Annotated in this window: 19 protein-coding genes and 2 tRNA genes; 12 read left to right on the top strand and 9 right to left on the bottom strand. The window is 44.5% G+C overall.

The window, feature by feature from the left end; all coding sequences use genetic code 11:
* Window positions 1–7 precede the first annotated feature (7 nt).
* Together folP and glmM are read left to right on the top strand one after the other, a co-directional pair.
* On the top strand, window positions 8–886 hold the full coding sequence (gene folP / locus JaK3_RS07555; protein WP_068322954.1) for a dihydropteroate synthase: 879 nt from the start codon (window positions 8–10) through the stop codon (window positions 884–886).
* Between the two features lie 17 nt (window positions 887–903).
* Window positions 904–2247: a phosphoglucosamine mutase gene (gene glmM / locus JaK3_RS07550; RefSeq protein WP_068322951.1), complete on the top strand. Its 1344-nt coding sequence runs from the start codon at window positions 904–906 to the stop codon at window positions 2245–2247.
* A 14-nt stretch (window positions 2248–2261) separates the two neighbouring features.
* On the opposite strand, the gene JaK3_RS07545 is transcribed toward glmM, so the two are convergent.
* Together JaK3_RS07545 and JaK3_RS07540 are read right to left on the bottom strand one after the other, a co-directional pair.
* Entirely contained in the window at window positions 2262–4358 is a 2097-nt protein-coding gene (locus tag JaK3_RS07545; RefSeq protein ID WP_068322948.1) for a TonB-dependent receptor, read from the bottom strand.
* Between the two features lie 82 nt (window positions 4359–4440).
* Window positions 4441–4809 carry a hypothetical protein gene (locus JaK3_RS07540; RefSeq protein WP_068322945.1) on the bottom strand — a complete coding sequence of 123 codons (369 nt, stop codon included), beginning with the start codon at window positions 4807–4809 and terminating at the stop codon, window positions 4441–4443.
* Window positions 4810–4869: 60 nt separating this feature from the next.
* Here JaK3_RS07540 and JaK3_RS07535 point away from each other — a divergent pair.
* The 6 genes from JaK3_RS07535 (at window position 4870) to JaK3_RS07510 (ending at window position 7459) form a co-directional block, all read left to right on the top strand.
* Window positions 4870–4946: transfer RNA gene (locus JaK3_RS07535), tRNA-Pro, on the top strand.
* 38 nt (window positions 4947–4984) lie between these two features.
* Window positions 4985–5061 (top strand) — tRNA-Arg (locus JaK3_RS07530).
* A 76-nt stretch (window positions 5062–5137) separates the two neighbouring features.
* Entirely contained in the window at window positions 5138–5500 is a 363-nt protein-coding gene (locus JaK3_RS07525) for a hypothetical protein (RefSeq protein WP_068322942.1), read from the top strand.
* Between the two features lie 65 nt (window positions 5501–5565).
* Window positions 5566–6249, top strand: coding sequence for a DUF3313 domain-containing protein (locus tag JaK3_RS07520; protein ID WP_068322940.1), 684 nt, complete (start codon window positions 5566–5568; stop codon window positions 6247–6249).
* Window positions 6250–6258: 9 nt separating this feature from the next.
* Complete coding sequence (locus JaK3_RS07515; protein ID WP_205627521.1) at window positions 6259–6513, top strand: EF-hand domain-containing protein; 255 nt, start codon at window positions 6259–6261, stop codon at window positions 6511–6513.
* 52 nt (window positions 6514–6565) lie between these two features.
* Window positions 6566–7459, top strand: a complete 894-nt coding sequence (locus JaK3_RS07510) for an alpha/beta fold hydrolase (RefSeq protein WP_068322937.1) — start codon at window positions 6566–6568, stop codon at window positions 7457–7459.
* Between the two features lie 55 nt (window positions 7460–7514).
* On the opposite strand, the gene JaK3_RS07505 is transcribed toward JaK3_RS07510, so the two are convergent.
* From JaK3_RS07505 to wrbA, 4 genes are all read right to left on the bottom strand, one after another.
* Window positions 7515–7700 carry a hypothetical protein gene (locus tag JaK3_RS07505; protein WP_015420997.1) on the bottom strand — a complete coding sequence of 62 codons (186 nt, stop codon included), beginning with the start codon at window positions 7698–7700 and terminating at the stop codon, window positions 7515–7517.
* A 90-nt stretch (window positions 7701–7790) separates the two neighbouring features.
* Window positions 7791–9206 (bottom strand): FAD-binding oxidoreductase, encoded by a 1416-nt coding sequence (locus JaK3_RS07500; protein WP_068322932.1) that lies wholly within the window; start codon window positions 9204–9206, stop codon window positions 7791–7793.
* Between the two features lie 4 nt (window positions 9207–9210).
* Complete coding sequence (locus JaK3_RS07495) at window positions 9211–9597, bottom strand: DUF2069 domain-containing protein (protein WP_068322929.1); 387 nt, start codon at window positions 9595–9597, stop codon at window positions 9211–9213.
* A gap of 17 nt (window positions 9598–9614) precedes the next feature.
* Window positions 9615–10223 (bottom strand): NAD(P)H:quinone oxidoreductase, encoded by a 609-nt coding sequence (gene wrbA, locus JaK3_RS07490; RefSeq protein WP_068322926.1) that lies wholly within the window; start codon window positions 10221–10223, stop codon window positions 9615–9617.
* A 22-nt stretch (window positions 10224–10245) separates the two neighbouring features.
* Between wrbA and JaK3_RS07485 the strand changes: the two genes are divergently transcribed.
* From JaK3_RS07485 to JaK3_RS07470, 4 genes are all read left to right on the top strand, one after another.
* Window positions 10246–11094, top strand: a complete 849-nt coding sequence (locus JaK3_RS07485; protein ID WP_068322923.1) for a YhjD/YihY/BrkB family envelope integrity protein — start codon at window positions 10246–10248, stop codon at window positions 11092–11094.
* Between the two features lie 79 nt (window positions 11095–11173).
* The gene (locus tag JaK3_RS07480) at window positions 11174–11629 is read left to right on the top strand and encodes a CBS domain-containing protein (protein ID WP_068322919.1); all 456 of its coding nucleotides are present in this window, start codon (window positions 11174–11176) and stop codon (window positions 11627–11629) included.
* A gap of 43 nt (window positions 11630–11672) precedes the next feature.
* Complete coding sequence (aroC, locus tag JaK3_RS07475; protein WP_068322915.1) at window positions 11673–12788, top strand: chorismate synthase; 1116 nt, start codon at window positions 11673–11675, stop codon at window positions 12786–12788.
* Between the two features lie 13 nt (window positions 12789–12801).
* Window positions 12802–13959 carry an MFS transporter gene (locus JaK3_RS07470; protein WP_068322912.1) on the top strand — a complete coding sequence of 386 codons (1158 nt, stop codon included), beginning with the start codon at window positions 12802–12804 and terminating at the stop codon, window positions 13957–13959.
* A gap of 13 nt (window positions 13960–13972) precedes the next feature.
* On the opposite strand, the gene JaK3_RS07465 is transcribed toward JaK3_RS07470, so the two are convergent.
* The 3 genes from JaK3_RS07465 to JaK3_RS07455 are packed head-to-tail and all read right to left on the bottom strand — an operon-like array spanning window position 13973 to window position 15642.
* Window positions 13973–14767, bottom strand: coding sequence for a peptidylprolyl isomerase (locus JaK3_RS07465; protein ID WP_068322909.1), 795 nt, complete (start codon window positions 14765–14767; stop codon window positions 13973–13975).
* Between the two features lie 45 nt (window positions 14768–14812).
* Window positions 14813–15097, bottom strand: coding sequence for a BolA family protein (locus JaK3_RS07460; protein WP_068322906.1), 285 nt, complete (start codon window positions 15095–15097; stop codon window positions 14813–14815).
* Window positions 15094–15642: a septation protein A gene (locus tag JaK3_RS07455; protein ID WP_068322903.1), complete on the bottom strand. Its 549-nt coding sequence runs from the start codon at window positions 15640–15642 to the stop codon at window positions 15094–15096. Before JaK3_RS07455 ends, JaK3_RS07460 begins: the two co-directional genes overlap by 4 nt.
* Window positions 15643–15649: the final 7 nt, after the last annotated feature.

The following is a 15649-nucleotide window of genomic DNA, read 5'->3' as shown; positions in this document are numbered from 1 at the left end:
TTAGCCTTTGAAGCTAAATCAAAGCATTCAAACTAAGCCCGCAACATGGCGTTGTGGGCGTTTTCTTTTTGATTTTGCTAAACGTAATCGTCCAATAGTCATGGGCATTTTGAATGCCACGCCAGATTCATTTTCAGATGGCGGTAAATTTAGGTCGCCTAATGATGCAATTGCGCAAGCAGAGCGCATGCTTGCGGCAGGTGTTGATCTCATTGATATCGGCGGCGAATCAACCAGACCTGGTGCAGAACCCGTTGGACTCCAAGAAGAACTTGATAGGGTACTGCCTGTAATTGAGGCGCTCAAAGATTGCGGAGTTCCGCTTTCAATCGATACCTACAAGTCAGAAACAATGCGCCAAGCACTGAATGCTGGTGTGGATTGCGTCAATGATATTTGGGCGCTTAGACAAACTGGCGCTGTTGACGCTGTATTGGAAAGTCAAAATTGCGGCATTGTATTGATGCATATGCAACGCGATCCCCTAACGATGCAATTTAATCCTGAATATACCAATGTGATTGCTGAAGTAAAGCAGTTCCTAAAAGATCAGGCTGACCTCTTAATTTCTTCTGGCATTGCAAATGATCGCATTGCTATTGATCCAGGCTTTGGTTTTGGTAAAAGCCTAGAGCACAACCTCAATATGTTGACTAATTTTGCTGAATTTTCATCATTAGGGTTTCCTGTATTGGCTGGCATCTCTCGCAAATCCATGATTGGCAAAATAACCGGTAAGGACACCAATGACCGAGTGGCCCCTAGCATTGCTGCGGCCATTATGGCGGCAGATCGAGGCGCCGCTATTGTGAGGGTTCATGACGTAGCCGAGACAGTTGATGCTCTAAAGCTATGGGAAGCTATTCAAGTAGATATGTCTGCCTAAGTTTTATAATTAATCCCATGAAAAAACAATACTTTGGTACCGACGGGATCCGAGGAGAGGTGGGTCAATTTCCTATCGTTCCAGAATTTATGACTCGCTTGGGTTATGCGGCTGGCAAGGTATTAACACGCAATGCTAAGCGAGGGGAGCGTTGCAAGGTTTTGATAGGTAAAGATACCCGTGTTTCTGGATACTTGTTGGAGGCAGCATTGGAGGCAGGCTTTGCAGCTGCTGGCGTGGATGTGATGCTTTGCGGTCCCATACCAACACCCGGAGTTGCTTATCTCACGAGAGCCTTACGCTTATCTGCAGGATTAGTAATTTCCGCATCTCACAATCCTTATCAAGATAACGGTATTAAATTTTTCTCTGCAGAAGGGGATAAATTTTCAGATGACTTTGAGTTTGCTATTGAAAAAGAGTTAGAAAACCCAATCGGCTGCGTAAGCTCTAAAGATTTGGGTAAAGCTTTTCGCTTAGATGATGCAGCAGGTAGATATATTGAGTTTTGTAAATCAACCGTTCCTGGTCACCTCAATCTAAAAGGATTAAAGATCGTAGTTGATTGCGCTAACGGCGCTGCCTATCATACTGCTCCACATGTTTTCCATGAGTTAGGTGCTGAAGTTATCTCTATAGGTGTTCATCCCAATGGTCGAAATATTAATGATGGATGCGGTGCTACCGCACCTGCAGCTTTGATTGCAAAAGTTCAGGAAGTAAAAGCGGATATTGGCGTAGCCTTGGATGGAGATGCTGATCGCTTGCAAATGGTTGATGCATCCGGTAGATTGTTTAATGGTGATGAGTTGCTTTATGTCTTGGCTAAAGATCGCGTTGACCGTGGCGACAAGGTTGGTGGTGTCGTTGGTACATTGATGACCAATCTGGCCGTTGAAAATGCCATCAAAGAGCTTGGCATTAGATTTGAGCGTGCCAATGTTGGCGATCGCTATGTTTTAGAGCTTCTCAAAAAGAATGGTTGGCATGTTGGCGGAGAAGGATCTGGGCATTTACTTTGCTTAGATCGCCATTCAACAGGTGACGGCACCATCGCAGCGCTCCAGGTATTAACTGTTATGAGTCAAACCAAGAAGAGCCTTGCGCAGCTATTGGATGCAGTAAGCATTTTTCCGCAAGTGCTCTTAAATGTAAGATTTAAGCCTGGCTACGACTGGAAATCTGATGAGGCTCTCAAAAAACAAATTTCATTGGTTGAGAATAATCTCAAAGATATCGGTAGGGTGTTAATTCGGGCTTCTGGTACCGAGCCTTTATTGCGTGTGATGGTGGAGACTAAGGACGGCGCTGTAGCTATGAGCGCCGCCAAAAGTATCGCCGATTTAGTGCCTACTGCTTAGTAAGATAAATCTACTTAGAATGTACCTCTAAGTCCGACCATGAAACTTCTTCCTGGTTGAGGAGCGTAGAGTCTGACAGCCATTGGAGTTGTTGCATAGCGAATTTGCTCATTGAGCAAATTTTTCATATTGAGATAAACAGTCCAATTCACCTGCTGAATTTTCTCAGTGTAAGAAATACCGGCATTTAATAGGTTGTAACTTGGAGCTGGCCCCTGTTCCCAACTTGCTAAACGATTTTGTTGATAGCTATAGATATAACTAGCATTCGTGAGCCAGCCATCTCTTTGATGAGCAATTTCAGCGCCCAGTCGAGGAGCTGGTTGCAATGGAAGGTTCCCTCCTGCATCAAACGTTCCTTGGGAGGCATCGCCAAAAATTCTGCCACCAAGACCTGGCTCTCGCCAGTTATAGGTAATTTCACCTTCGATGCCTTTAATGGTTGCAGCAGCTTGCTGTGCAGTCACAACACTAAAACCATCGCCTTCCTGACCACCATTATTGATGGCATTTCCTGTGTAGTAGCCATATATATAGTTATTAAAACGATTGGCATAGATGCTTGCTTTGCTACGAAGAATACCCAAACTCTTTTGAAAGTTGAACTCCAGATTGTGGGAGACTTCCTTGCTTAAATTAGGGTTGCCAATATCAAATGTTGCAGTCGATTCATGAGCGCCATAAGAGTAAAGCTCTTGGGCACTTGGGGCACGTTGGGAAACTGTATATGCCACACCCAATCCATGGCCTTGAATAAAATTCCATAGACCGCCAGCCGAATAAGACATCAAATTGAAATTACGGTTCTGCAATGTAATGCCTGGCGTAAGGGTGCCAGCAGTTGTGTCCTGAGCCTCTAGGGTTGTAGCTGTGTTGGGATTTTGAGCCACATTGTTGTATCTCAGGCCAAGACTTCCTTGCAGACTATTCCATTTGCCTTCCTCAATCCAAAATAGGGCATTGGAATTTGTTTTAGTTGGCGGAACAATTGCATAACTTCCGGTGCCCACCTCTGAAGCGTTTAAGGATGCAGCGGTTACTTGAGCGCCAAATGTTCCTTTCCACCCAAGTAGGGGGTTATGAGTTAGCTCAAAGCGCGCTTCATTTGCTAAATTTTTCCAGAGGGCAGCTGCTTCGCCAGCATTGTTAAATTCTGTGTGGTTGTAATTGGAGTTTGCGGCACTAAATTTAAAGGATGAGAATCCGCTAAATGGGTCACGTGTTTGATGTTGTAAGTCATAACGATTTTGTGACTGGTTTATTGATCCACCCTCAGGCGTTGGAATTCCATAGTTATTATTTAGTCTCTCAACAGAGACGCCGGTATACCCAGATTTGCCAATATATGAAACACCAAAGCCTAAATTGTTTTGATTGCTAAATGTGTTTGGTAATTTGCCGATGTAATTATTGCCACCATTTCCTTCTGGTGGGACGGTCCAACCACCTACAGGCTCACCCTGTGATTGTGTTGAGCTGCCAGGAATTGAATAATTATTTGCGTTATTAATTGCGGTATCCACGTGAACGGCAACAGATCCAATAGCCCCATCAACCTCAATGGATCCAGCGCGACCATTATTTACAGTTTCATAACTGGTATTGAATGCGCCGGTTGGTCGATCCGGTAAATTAGTCAAGATTCGGTCATTGACAACGTTTACAAGACCGCCGCTAGAACCTGAGCCATAGAGGAGGGCGGCTGCACCACGCAATATCTCTACTTGATGGGTGTTTTGCATATTGTTACCAACAGCATGATCTTGGGAAATATTAGAAACATCCCCGACTGATAGTCCATTTTGCAGAATTTGTACACGAGAGCCTTCGAGTCCTCGAATCACTGGTCGGGATGATCCTGCGCCATAACCGGTTGCCGATACACCCAACTCATTAGCCAATGTTGCACCCAGTGTGCCGCCTAATTTATTTGCTAACTCATCTCCTTGAAGAATCTTTGTTGGCGTCAAAATACTTTGTGTAGCCTCTTGACTGCCAGTGGCAGTAATCTCAAGACTGGGAGTTTGATTTTGTGAAAAAGCATAAGAGCTGAAAATGGCACCCACTAGCACACACATAATGCGCGGCTTTAATAATTTTTTATACTTCATTTGAAACCCTTTAATTCTTGCAACCAAGTGATGCAAGCAAATAAATCTTTAACTAGATGCTGGATCTAATCTCTATAGCGATTTATGAAAGAAGGGTTGGTGGCGCTCTTGATTGATAGTGCTCAATAAAGGCTTGAGCTATGTAGTAGGTATCGAACCCGACCGAATGATTGGCATGGTTGCTGTGTACTACGGGATTGATTGTGTCAGCGGCAACAAATCCAGCCAAGGTAAGCGCATCGAATAAATGGCACACGTCTGAATTGTGATTTTGAGATGGTGCTGCATCAACCGCAGTCGAGCTTATTTCAGTTTGGCTTTGGAAATTCGCATGCGAAATACTATGAGAAAGGCCTACCCAGCGGGTTCCCAGCAAGCAAAATGCAAGCAAAGCAATGCTCAGGCCAACTTGAATTTGCTTCTTAAATTTGCTTGAAAAATAGGCAACCATGGCATGAATCTTACAGGATTTGCCTGCAATAGCGCTCTCGGTGTAGAATATCGTTTCCGTCGGAGTGTAGCGCAGCCTGGTAGCGCACCTGCTTTGGGAGCAGGGGGTCCAAGGTTCGAATCCTTGTACTCCGACCACTTTCTCTTTGTTTTACGATTTTCAGTCCCAGTACTCACTGCCTATAGCTCAGCTGGATAGAGCAACGCCCTTCTAAGGCGTAGGTCGCACGTTCGAATCGTGCTGGGCAGGCCACCTCCTCTTTGATTTCATGCTCTAAATTGTGGCCTAAATGCCTTTTATATGGTTTGCAGTGGCATAGAATGCAGCGATGAATATTATTTCCCTCAAGATTTGCTCATTGCTGAGCCTCATTTTTTTGCTTTGTGCATGCTCGGTAGCCAAATTGGAAGCAAGACTTGAGGCCAATCCACAGTGCAAAGATGTTGTTAATCCAAAAACAGGTGCTCTCATGCCATGCCCCGGATCTGATAAGGCCTTCTACAGAGATGTGGGGTTAGCACCTGCAAAGGCTGTGCCTGTTGCAAATAGCTCAGTCACCACCGCTCCTGCAGCAGCCACTCAAGGCATTGCAGCATCAGAACCTAGGACAATGATTCCCGCTCAATATGATTGCAAGCCTCAGATTCATAAAAAGACTGGCGGAACATTGCCTTGCCCCGCACCAGAATAATTTGAAGTAGGTATGATCTTCTGTATCAGAAATCCCTAACCAAGTAATTAACCCATGGAAACGCTATGAAAAAAATGAATGTATTGCTAGTCTCTTTTGCTACAGCAATTGCTTTGTCTGCTTGCAGTAACGCGCCGAAATTAGCGACTGAATCAATGCCGAGATCTGGATTTTTGCCTGATTACAACCTTTTGGTTCCAATGGCGACAAGCGACAGCGATACACGAGTTTGGAGATATCGTGTTTCGGGTGTAAACCCAGGAGCATATACAGCCGTCATTCTTGATCCAATTTACTTGAATCAAAATGCAACCAAAGATGTCAGTCTTGAGTTGATAAATAAAGCAAAAGCAGCATTACAGGAATCGATGGTTGAAGCTGTAAATTCGCGCGGCAATATTCGCATTGTCACTAAACCTGGTCCAGGAGTAGCGCGTATTTCAGTTGGCATTACTGGAGCAGAAAGCTCCGCTAATAGTTTGCAGCCTTGGAATTTCACTCCTATTGGCTTAGCAATGAATGCTGCTGCTTATGCTGGTGGTGTTAATGCCAAAACACCTGCACTATTAGTCGAAAGTAAAATTACCGATAGTCAATCTAAACAACTATTGGGCGAGGGTTTAATTACCGTTCAAGGCGAATCCTTCCGAACAAATGCGGGTTCCGCAGACTCTTTCATTGCCATGGCTAAAAAGGTAGTTCGCACTGCATTAGAAACATCAGCCAATCCAACTCCAACTGGTAAATAAGTACTCCACATGAAAATGTCATCCTTTGTTTTAGCACTCAGCATTTTGCTAGCAGCACCCTTACTGGCTCATGCAGATGAAGCATCTCGTGACCAGGAAATTGTTGAGCGTTTTGCAAAGTGTGACACCAATAAAGATGGGAGGCTAACCAAGGAAGAGGCCAAGGGATGTATGCCTCGCATATACAGCAACTTTAGTTATATCGACTCTTCAAATAAGGGTTACGTTACTGTTGCTGAAATTCAGGCAATGGCAAATAAATAATCGTATGAAAACTCAAGAGCCTCTGTCGAGGCTCTTTTTTATTGGGTGAATGATGGCAGTTTCTTTTCCTGGATTTACAGAAAATAAGATTACCGTTTCATTGGATGACGGTCCAATTGAAATTGCTTATTTAATTGGTGGCAGCGGTCCACCCTTATTGTTGTTACATGGCTTTCCTCAAACCAAAGCAATTTGGAGTCAAGTTGCTCCTGAGTTGGCGAAACATTTTACAGTTGTTGCTGCAGATCTTAGGGGCTATGGCTCATCTTCAAAGCCTCATGGCAAAAAAGATCATTCCACCTATTCAAAACGCTCAATGGCTGCAGATCAACATTCGCTAATGCGGGCGTTGGGATTTGATCAATTCTTTTTGCTTGGGCACGATAGAGGTGGGCGGGTTTCTCATCGTTTGGCTCTAGATTTTCCTAAGAGCGTACTTCGCTTAATGGTTCTGGATATTTCTCCAACATTAACGATGTATGAAGGCTCAACCATGGCATTTGCAAAAGGCTATTGGCATTGGTTTTTCTTAATTCAACCCGAGCCAGTGCCTGAAACGATGATTGGTGCAAACCCAGGGTATTGGTTAAAAAATCATATGGGTCGTCATGCCGGTACGGGTATATTTTCAGCTGATAGATGGGCAGAATATTTAGCTGGCGCTAGCAACACTGAATGCATGCATGCAATGTGCGAGGATTATCGCGCTGCAGCCTCAATTGATTTGATTCACGATCGTTCAGACCGTGCTACGGGCATTCAATTAAAAATGCCTCTAAAGGTTCTCTGGGGGGAGCATGGACTAGTCAATCAGTGCTTTAAGCCACTTGATGACTGGCGAAGCGTAGCAGCGAACGTCACAGGTAGAGCTGTACCCAGTGGTCATTACATCCCAGAGGAGATCCCGGGCCTATTAATAGATGAGGCTAGGGACTTTTTCAGGTAAAAGATCGAAGTAAAAAAACCCTAAATAAATCATACATTTAGGGTTTTTTCAATCATCACTCTGGGTGAAAGTTGTTGCTAGCCATGAAGCTGATCGTGCGTTCAAAGCCTAGGATACGGATGTAGCGCCAGGCGATATCGCGATATTTGCTATCTAAATAGCCAATCGCTACTTCAGGCGTCCTTTTGGACAAGTCGATCTGTTGAATTGCACGGGCCCAACGTTTGAGTCTTGTTGACATTTTTGTCACCTCCATGACCATACAACGCATGAAAAAGGGGTCGAGATGACATGAATTACAAAATATTTATCAAAAAACTACTTAATTTCCTTAAATGGAGACAACTTTATGGGGATTAAGAATATTTTGGGGGTCTAGAGCCGTTTTGAGCGCCTTCATAAGGTTGTGGGCAACCTCGCCCTTGTGACCCCTTAGATCATCTAATTTGAGCTGTCCAACCCCATGTTCTGCAGAGATGGAACCTTTGCATTTCTCAACCTGGCCATAGACCAGCTCATGTATGAGCTTTTCGTTGGTTTCGTTAAAGGTTTTTGGGTCTGCGCCCAAGGGCGGGGCGATGTTGTAATGTAGATTGCCATCGCCGAGGTGTCCAAAATTGATGATTCTGACACCCGGAAACTTTTCTCTCATTAATTCATCAGTCTCCCGAATAAAGTTATCAAGGGAAGAAAGGGGGATGGTAATGTCATGTTTCAGATTAGCGCCTTCTTCGGCTTGCGCAAGTGTGATGTGTTCACGCATATGCCAAAACGAATTAGCTTGAGTTAGGTTGCTGGCGATTACCGCATCGCTAATAATTGATTTTTCAAAAGCATCCTCCAGAATGGTTTCAAGAAGTTGCCTAACGTGTTCTTCGCTTTCGTGATCTGACAATTCGATCAAGACTGTATATGGCGGATTTCCTTGCAAAGGGTTTGCCATTTGCGGAAAGTGCTTTTCATTTAGATCCAGCGATTCTCGAGTCATCATTTCAAAACCCGTAAGCAAAGAGTTTGCCCGTTTTTGAAAGAGAGTTAGCAACGCAATAGTCGATGCAATGTTCTCGCAAGCAACTAAGGTTGTCCATTGCGAAACAGGTAGGGGGTAAAGCTTCATAACTGCTGCCGTGATAATGCCAAGCGTGCCTTCTGATCCAATAAATAGGTCACGCAAGTCATAGCCTGTATTGTCTTTACGCAATCCTTTAATACCGTTCCAAATCTCTCCTTTGGCAGTGACTACTTCAAGTCCCAGGCATAGATCCCGTGTGTTCCCATAGCGCAAAACGTTAGTTCCGCCTGCATTGGTTGCGAGGTTGCCGCCAATCATGCAGCTACCCTCGGCACCAAGACTAAGCGGGAACAGATAGCCATTCTCTGCAGCCTTTTCTTGTACGGCTTGCAAGATGCAACCAGCCTCGAGGGTAATCGTTTGGTTTGCGATATCAATCTCGCGAATTTGATTCATTCGCTTGAGATTAAGTATTACTTGCTTACCGCTATTGTCTGGAGTAGCGCCGCCACAAAAACCAGTATGCCCACCTTGCGGAACCAGTGCAATTTGGTGCTGAGCACACAACTGCACGATTGCTGCAACTTCATTACTAGTGCTAGGCAATAGAACGGCTAATGCTTTTCCAGTAAATCGTTTTCGCCAATCGGTTAGGTAGGGTGCTTTATCTTCATCTTGAGTCAAAATATATTTTCTCTCAAGAACCTCGGATAGTTGATTGATGAAGTTTTGCATTGCTTTATTTTTCTGCAGAAATCTTCTTTAAAGCTTTAGCCTCTTTTTTAATTGGCTTTAAATACATTAACAAGCAAATAAAACCAATAGTTGCGATTAACGTTTCAATCGCAGCAAGCCAAAAGTTAGCGCCAGTTTCTAGAATGCGCACTAAGCCTTCAGTGACATACAGCAAGATCAACATTGAGGCCCACTGCATGGTGTAGACATTTCCCTTCCATAGGCCGGGAATGGCAAACAACAATGGAATACCTTTAAGTATTAGCCAGGATCCACCAGGGCGTAGGGGCGATATGAACCACTCCCAAGCCACACAAAGAATGAATAAGTCTACAAACGCAGCAGTAGCTATGAGTTGGTAGGGATTCTTATCGAGGATCTTTTTAATCATGACGCGCTTTAAATGCCTTACTTTTTATTGAGGTGCAGCTTTAAAGCTGTTTCGGCTAAACGTTTTCCTTGAGCCTTAGCTAAACGCTGTTCTTCGAGGCTGATGGGTGCACGACCGTCTGCATGGGCAAGATGGGTAACGCCGTAAGGACTACCTCCTGTGTTTGATGACATCAGATCTGGCTCGCTATAAGGGATACCCATCAACATCATGCCGTGATGAAATAGTGGAATCATCATCGTCAACAGAGTGCTTTCTTGTCCGCCATGCATGCTGCCAGTGCTGGTAAAGACGCAGGCGGGCTTACCAATTAAGGCGCCATTCATCCACTCGGATGAACTGCCATCCCAAAAGTATTTCATGGGTGCCGCCATATTGCCAAAACGGGTAGGGGACCCTAATGCAAGTCCAATACACTCCTGCAGGTCTGAATACTCCACATAAGGCGCCCCATCTTGAGGCACAGAGGCCTCTGTTGCTTCGCAAACGGTAGAGATCGCGGGTACCGTTCTTAGGCGGGCATTTACCCCCTGAACGCTTTCAATGCCCTCGGCTATCAAGCGCGCTAGGTCCTTTGTTGCACCATAACGGGAGTAGTACAAAACTAAAATATCAGGTTGGCTCATATTGATCTCTTATGATACGGCGATGCGCCTCTTTCGTAACCCCCAATTATGGCTCTCTCTTGGAAAAGAGATCTGGGAGCGCAATCGTGGTCAAAATTTAAAGCAAATTGCCGCGAGCCTAGCTTTTACAACGACCTTATCAATGGTCCCCATGGTGACCATTGCCACCATGTTAATTGGCTACTTGCCAAGTGTTATTCAGGTGAAAAATGCTTTTAAAACGTGGCTTTTGGATACCTATATGCCTGGCGGCATCAATCAACAAGTATTTGTTTACCTGGATCAGTTTTCTTCCCAGGCTAAGGGTTTAACGTTCGTGGGCTTAGCGGGCTTAATCATCACCACAATTATGACTTTAGCAGTGATAGAGGGTGCCTTTAACCAGATTTTTAAAGTAACCAAAAGTCGACCACTCTACAAAAAAATTGCTATTTACAGTGCTGCAACAATATTAGGTCCAATACTGCTGGGTATCGGGATCTATCTCAGCGGTGTTTTATTTAGCGCGTCGGAAGGTTGGATCAGCGCAGTATCTTTTGGCTTTCAATTGGTGGCCACTATCGCCCCTATTTGCTTGGCGATTGCTGTTTATGCGGTTGTCTACAAAGTTCTGCCATATGCAAAAATACTATGGCGCGACGCCTTTACCGGCGCTCTAGTGGCTGCTCTTGCATTTGAGTTAATGAAATTTGGCTTTGCTATTTTTTTAAGTCATACCGCCTTTTATAAGACGGTTTACGGGGCTTTTGCCATCTTCCCTCTGGGTTTGATGTGGATTTATATGACCTGGTGGATTACCTTGACTGGTGCGGTACTTGTGGCAAATCTTCCAGAAATCCGCAGTGGCTTCATTAGGGTTATTCGTTACTAAAAGTAATGACTTAACCCTTGATTCAGAGTGGTCTTAAGTCTATATTGAACACATAAATGCATTGTTTTTTGGAGATCAAATGAAAGTTCGTGACATATTGCGCGTTAAGGGCAGCACCCTGTTTACGGTAGCTCCAGATACAGCCCTGCAAACGGCGGTTCTGGTAATGAGCGAACACGATATTGGCTCCCTGGTTGTCATGGAATATGACAAGCTGGTTGGCATTCTGACTTTCCGAGAAGTTATTGCCGCATTAGCAGAGCATCATGGCAAGCTCGAAGGATTGCAAGTTAGCTCAGTTATGAATCAAAAGCCTCTGACATGCAATATGGAAACTGAGATTGATGAAGTGCGCCGCATGATGTTGGTTGACCACGCCCGATATCTGCCGGTGGTCGACCAAAAGATGTTGATGGGTGTAATTTCTTTCTATGACGTTGCGAAATCCGTAGTTGAAGCCCAAGACTTTGAAAATACAATGCTCAAAGCCTATATTCGCGACTGGCCTGAAGATACTGAAAAAACAGCCTCTTAAGCTGTTCTTACCCTCATTTTCTGACAAATGACATAATGTCGGTATGTCAGGAAATACATTAGGCCTCCTCTTTACAGTCACCACTTTTGGTGAATCCCATGGTCCGGCTATTGGAGCGGTGGTTGACGGCTGCCCACCAGGCATGGAGCTTTCTGAGGCTGACATTCAGCTTGATTTGGATCGACGTAAGCCCGGCACTTCAAGACACGTTACTCAGCGCAAGGAAGAGGATAAGGTTGAAATTCTTTCTGGTGTTTTTGAGGGTAAAACTACCGGTACTCCGATTGCACTATTAATTCGCAATACTGATCAACGTAGCCAAGACTACGGTGATATTTTGCAGACCTTTAGACCAGGTCATGCAGATTATGCATACCAAACCAAGTATGGTATTCGCGATCCTAGAGGTGGTGGAAGATCTTCTGCACGTTTAACAGCTCCAGTTGTAGCTGCTGCTGCGATTGCAAAAAAATGGTTGCATGAAAAATATGGCACCGAGTTCTATGGCTATATGAGTCAATTAGGCGAGCTGGAAATCCCATTCAAAGACGCCGCAGAAATCGAGAAGAATCCTTTCTTTGCTGCAAATGCAGAAATGATTCCTCAGCTTGAGACATATATGGATGACCTGCGCAAAGCAGGGGACTCCTGTGGCGCGCGTATTGAAGTTCGCGCTCGCAATGTGCCGGTAGGTCTAGGCGAGCCATTATTTGATAAGTTGGATGCTGATATTGCGCATGCCATGATGGGTATTAATGCGGTGAAGGGTGTTGAGATTGGTGCAGGCTTTAAATCTGTTGCTCAGCGTGGTAGCGAGCATGGGGATGAGCTTCACCCAGATGGTTTTGCTACGAACAATTCTGGCGGAACTCTTGGCGGGATTAGTACTGGGCAGGATTTACGCGTATCCATTGCGATCAAGCCTACCTCAAGCATTATGAGTCCTAAGCAGTCAGTAGATCTAAATGGCAAACCCATAACCGTTCAAACAAAGGGTCGTCACGACCCTTGCGTTGGTATACGCGCAACGCCGATTGCCGAGGCAATGCTTGCTCTAGTGTTGATGGATCATGCTTTACGCCATCGCGCTCAATGTGCTGATGTTTCAGAATCTACTGCATCGATCCCGGCCGCACAACCTGGATCTTTTCGCGATTGATTTGGCTGATTAAATGACGCCTTCGCTTCGCTGGGCCTTCGGGTCCTTTTTCTTTTTATATTTCGCTTATGTTGGATTGGTATCGCCGTACGCAAGCCTCTTCTTTTTAGAGAGGGGCTTTAGCGTAATTGAGATAGCGGCGCTGATGTCTATGTTGCAGATCACCAGAATTGTTGGTCCTTTCTCCTGGGGTTGGTTGTCAGACTATCTGTCTAATCGTATTGGCATTATTCGTTTTTGCGCCTCTCTGGCCGCACTCATTTTCTTATGCATCTATTTTTTACAAGACTACATTGGTTTTTTCATTTGGATGTTTGTTCTGCACACCATCTTGAGTAGTTTGATGCCCCTGGGTGAGTCCGCCACTATCCATGCTTTATACAAAGATAATTCTTTTGATAAGCGCTATGGGCGCTTGCGCTTGTGGGGTTCAATTGGCTTTATAGCAATGGTTCTTGCGGCGGGTGAGTTATTCCAGCGCAAAACTATTGAGTTATACCCAATCGTAGGCACGGTAGTCTTATTTGCCTTGGCTCTAATTACCTTTTGCCTGCACGAGCCAAAGATGGGGCGACGCAAAATGGTGAAAGGAGAGTTGTTAATTGTGCTCTTTAATCCTGACGTTCGCTGGTTTCTGCTGTCCGGATTTTTTATGATTTTTGCACATGCATCGCTATACGTTTTTTACTCTCTTTATCTCGCTGATTTGGGATACGATAAATTTGAAATTGGTCTTTTTTGGGCACTCGGCGTCGCTGCAGAAGTCATCTTTTTTTATTTCCAAAGCAAGGTGCTGAGTAGGTTAGATGCTGAAGTTATTTTGCAAGCAGCCTTTGGTATTGGTGTTATTCGTTTTATCTTGATTGCCTTCCTGCCCATCACATCGGTCTTAATTGTGGCGCAATTAATGCATGCGGGTACATTCGCGGCTCACCATAGCGCCGCAACTAAATTATTGCAGCGTTGGTTTACGGGACCATTACAGGCTAGAGGCCAAGCCTTAATGGCAACCATTTCATATGGTTTGGGTGGAACGGTAGGTGGTCTATGTGCTGGCTGGATATGGGAGGCGTCGCAGCCTAGAGATGTTTTTGTAATGTCTGCATTTGCATGCGGACTGGCGGGCATGGCAATCCAAAAACTCAGACCGCGACGTTACCCCGCCAGATAAAACCTTAAGATTCTTATTGAACCTTTGCCTTGGCACGGAGTTTTTGCATCATCTCTGCAAATTTCGCTTTTTGCCAATTCTTATCAGACATGATCATTTGTTTAAGCTGATCCTTCATTTCTTCCATGCTTGGAGCTTTTACATCACGAGAATCAATCATCTTAATGATGTGCCAACCAAATTGAGATTTAACAGGCTTATCTGTAATTTGTCCGTTCTTCAGCTGAACCATTGCCTTTGAGAACTCTGGTACTAGCGCTTTATCGCTTACCCAACCAAGATCCCCGCCATTTTTAGCTGAGCCTGGGTCCATTGATTTAGCTTTAGCAATCTCTTCAAAATTAGCGCCAGCCTTTAACTGAGCAATAATTGCTTTTGCATCCGATTCCTTTTCAACCAGAATATGCTCTACGTGATATTCCTTGCCGGTGTATTGAGCTTTAACGGACTCATAAGCCGCTTTAAGATCGGACTCGGCAACACCTTCTTTTTCAACAAAATCTTCGAACACAGCAGATACTAATACGCCAATACGTGCTTGCTCCAACTGCTCACGAACAGCTTCTTTTTGAATAACGCCCCGTTTGTCGGCCTCTTGCAAAATGAGTTCACGAGTCACAAGCATCTCGCGCGCCTGGTCGCGTACTTGAGGATTATCTGGTTGACCTGAACGTTGAACCAATTTATCAAGCTGCGCTTTTGGAATAGATTTGCCGTTCACGATGACTGCATTTTGCGCATACGCACCTGAAGTCAAAAGGGTGGCGCTCAGAAGGCTGATTGAAAGTAATTGATGTTTAGTGAACATAGTATTTGATAGGTTAATAAAAGATGGGGCTATTTTAAGGCAGCCTTATTTAGAAACTTCATCCGGCGCTAAAGCAACAATGGTTAAAGCATGAATTTCCTTGGGAATATGGCGATTTAGAGCGGCATACACAGCCCTGTGGCGAGCTACTAGGTTTAAACCCTTAAATTCCGGAGCAACGATTTCTAGCTTGAAATGACCGCCGCCGCTAGCTGCGCCAGCATGTCCTGCATGAAGATGGCTTTCATCATCAATCACTAAAGATTGAACCTGAAAAGCTTTTCGCAAGTCTTGGTCAAAAGCCTCAATTCTTTGTTGATTCACATTCATTCGCTAGGGTGCTCCATATGTTTAGAGAGCCAAACACCTTGAATAATGACAAACAGCAGCAATAAGCCAGTGCTACCAAATAACTTAAAGTTGACCCAGGTTTCCTCAGAAAACTCAAAGGCGATATAAAGATTAAGGGCGCCCATCGCAAAAAAGAAAAGGGCCCATGCCATATTAAGTTGATGCCAAACAGAATGAGCGCTTTTTTCTTTCAGTGTTACCTGCTTGCCCATCAATACCTTTATCCAATTTTTTTGAAAAAATTGCGCACTAACAAAAAGAGCACCAGAAAAGAGCCAATAAAGAGCGGTTGGCTTGAGTTGAATGAATGTCTTGTCATGTAAAAAAATAGTCAAGCTACCAAACACAACAATCATCACCAAACTAATCCACTGCATAGCATCAATTTTGCGATGGCGATAATAGACCCAAAGTATCTGGCCAATGGTGGCAATCATCGCAACAATCGTGGCTGTGTAGATATCGCCAAGCTTAAAGGCGACAAAAAATAGAATGATGGGGAAGAGGTCGAATAAAAATTTCATAAGTAGA

This window comes from Polynucleobacter yangtzensis, from assembly GCF_001595965.1.
In the GTDB taxonomy this organism is placed as follows: Bacteria; Pseudomonadota; Gammaproteobacteria; order Burkholderiales; family Burkholderiaceae; genus Polynucleobacter; species Polynucleobacter yangtzensis.
Note: the sequence above shows the minus strand (reverse complement) of the source record. Positions and strands in the feature narration are given on the sequence as shown.

Bases quoted from the DNA above. Each gene is read 5' to 3' on its own strand.
- JaK3_RS07470 (WP_068322912.1), top strand. From the start codon at position 12,802: ATGACGCCTTCGCTTCGCTGGGCCTTCGGGTCCTTTTTCTTTTTATAT.
- JaK3_RS07455 (WP_068322903.1), bottom strand. From the start codon at position 15,642: ATGAAATTTTTATTCGACCTCTTCCCCATCATTCTATTTTTTGTCGCC.
- JaK3_RS07500 (WP_068322932.1), bottom strand. From the start codon at position 9,206: ATGCAAAACTTCATCAATCAACTATCCGAGGTTCTTGAGAGAAAATAT.
- JaK3_RS07505 (WP_015420997.1), bottom strand. From the start codon at position 7,700: ATGTCAACAAGACTCAAACGTTGGGCCCGTGCAATTCAACAGATCGAC.
- JaK3_RS07540 (WP_068322945.1), bottom strand. From the start codon at position 4,809: ATGGTTGCCTATTTTTCAAGCAAATTTAAGAAGCAAATTCAAGTTGGC.
- wrbA (WP_068322926.1), bottom strand. From the start codon at position 10,223: ATGAGCCAACCTGATATTTTAGTTTTGTACTACTCCCGTTATGGTGCA.
- JaK3_RS07520 (WP_068322940.1), top strand. From the start codon at position 5,566: ATGAAAAAAATGAATGTATTGCTAGTCTCTTTTGCTACAGCAATTGCT.
- glmM (WP_068322951.1), top strand. From the start codon at position 904: ATGAAAAAACAATACTTTGGTACCGACGGGATCCGAGGAGAGGTGGGT.
- JaK3_RS07460 (WP_068322906.1), bottom strand. From the start codon at position 15,097: ATGAATGTGAATCAACAAAGAATTGAGGCTTTTGACCAAGACTTGCGA.
- aroC (WP_068322915.1), top strand. From the start codon at position 11,673: ATGTCAGGAAATACATTAGGCCTCCTCTTTACAGTCACCACTTTTGGT.
- JaK3_RS07480 (WP_068322919.1), top strand. From the start codon at position 11,174: ATGAAAGTTCGTGACATATTGCGCGTTAAGGGCAGCACCCTGTTTACG.
- JaK3_RS07465 (WP_068322909.1), bottom strand. From the start codon at position 14,767: ATGTTCACTAAACATCAATTACTTTCAATCAGCCTTCTGAGCGCCACC.
- JaK3_RS07510 (WP_068322937.1), top strand. From the start codon at position 6,566: ATGGCAGTTTCTTTTCCTGGATTTACAGAAAATAAGATTACCGTTTCA.
- JaK3_RS07545 (WP_068322948.1), bottom strand. From the start codon at position 4,358: ATGAAGTATAAAAAATTATTAAAGCCGCGCATTATGTGTGTGCTAGTG.
- JaK3_RS07515 (WP_205627521.1), top strand. From the start codon at position 6,259: ATGAAAATGTCATCCTTTGTTTTAGCACTCAGCATTTTGCTAGCAGCA.
- JaK3_RS07485 (WP_068322923.1), top strand. From the start codon at position 10,246: ATGCGCCTCTTTCGTAACCCCCAATTATGGCTCTCTCTTGGAAAAGAG.
- JaK3_RS07495 (WP_068322929.1), bottom strand. From the start codon at position 9,597: ATGATTAAAAAGATCCTCGATAAGAATCCCTACCAACTCATAGCTACT.
- JaK3_RS07525 (WP_068322942.1), top strand. From the start codon at position 5,138: ATGAATATTATTTCCCTCAAGATTTGCTCATTGCTGAGCCTCATTTTT.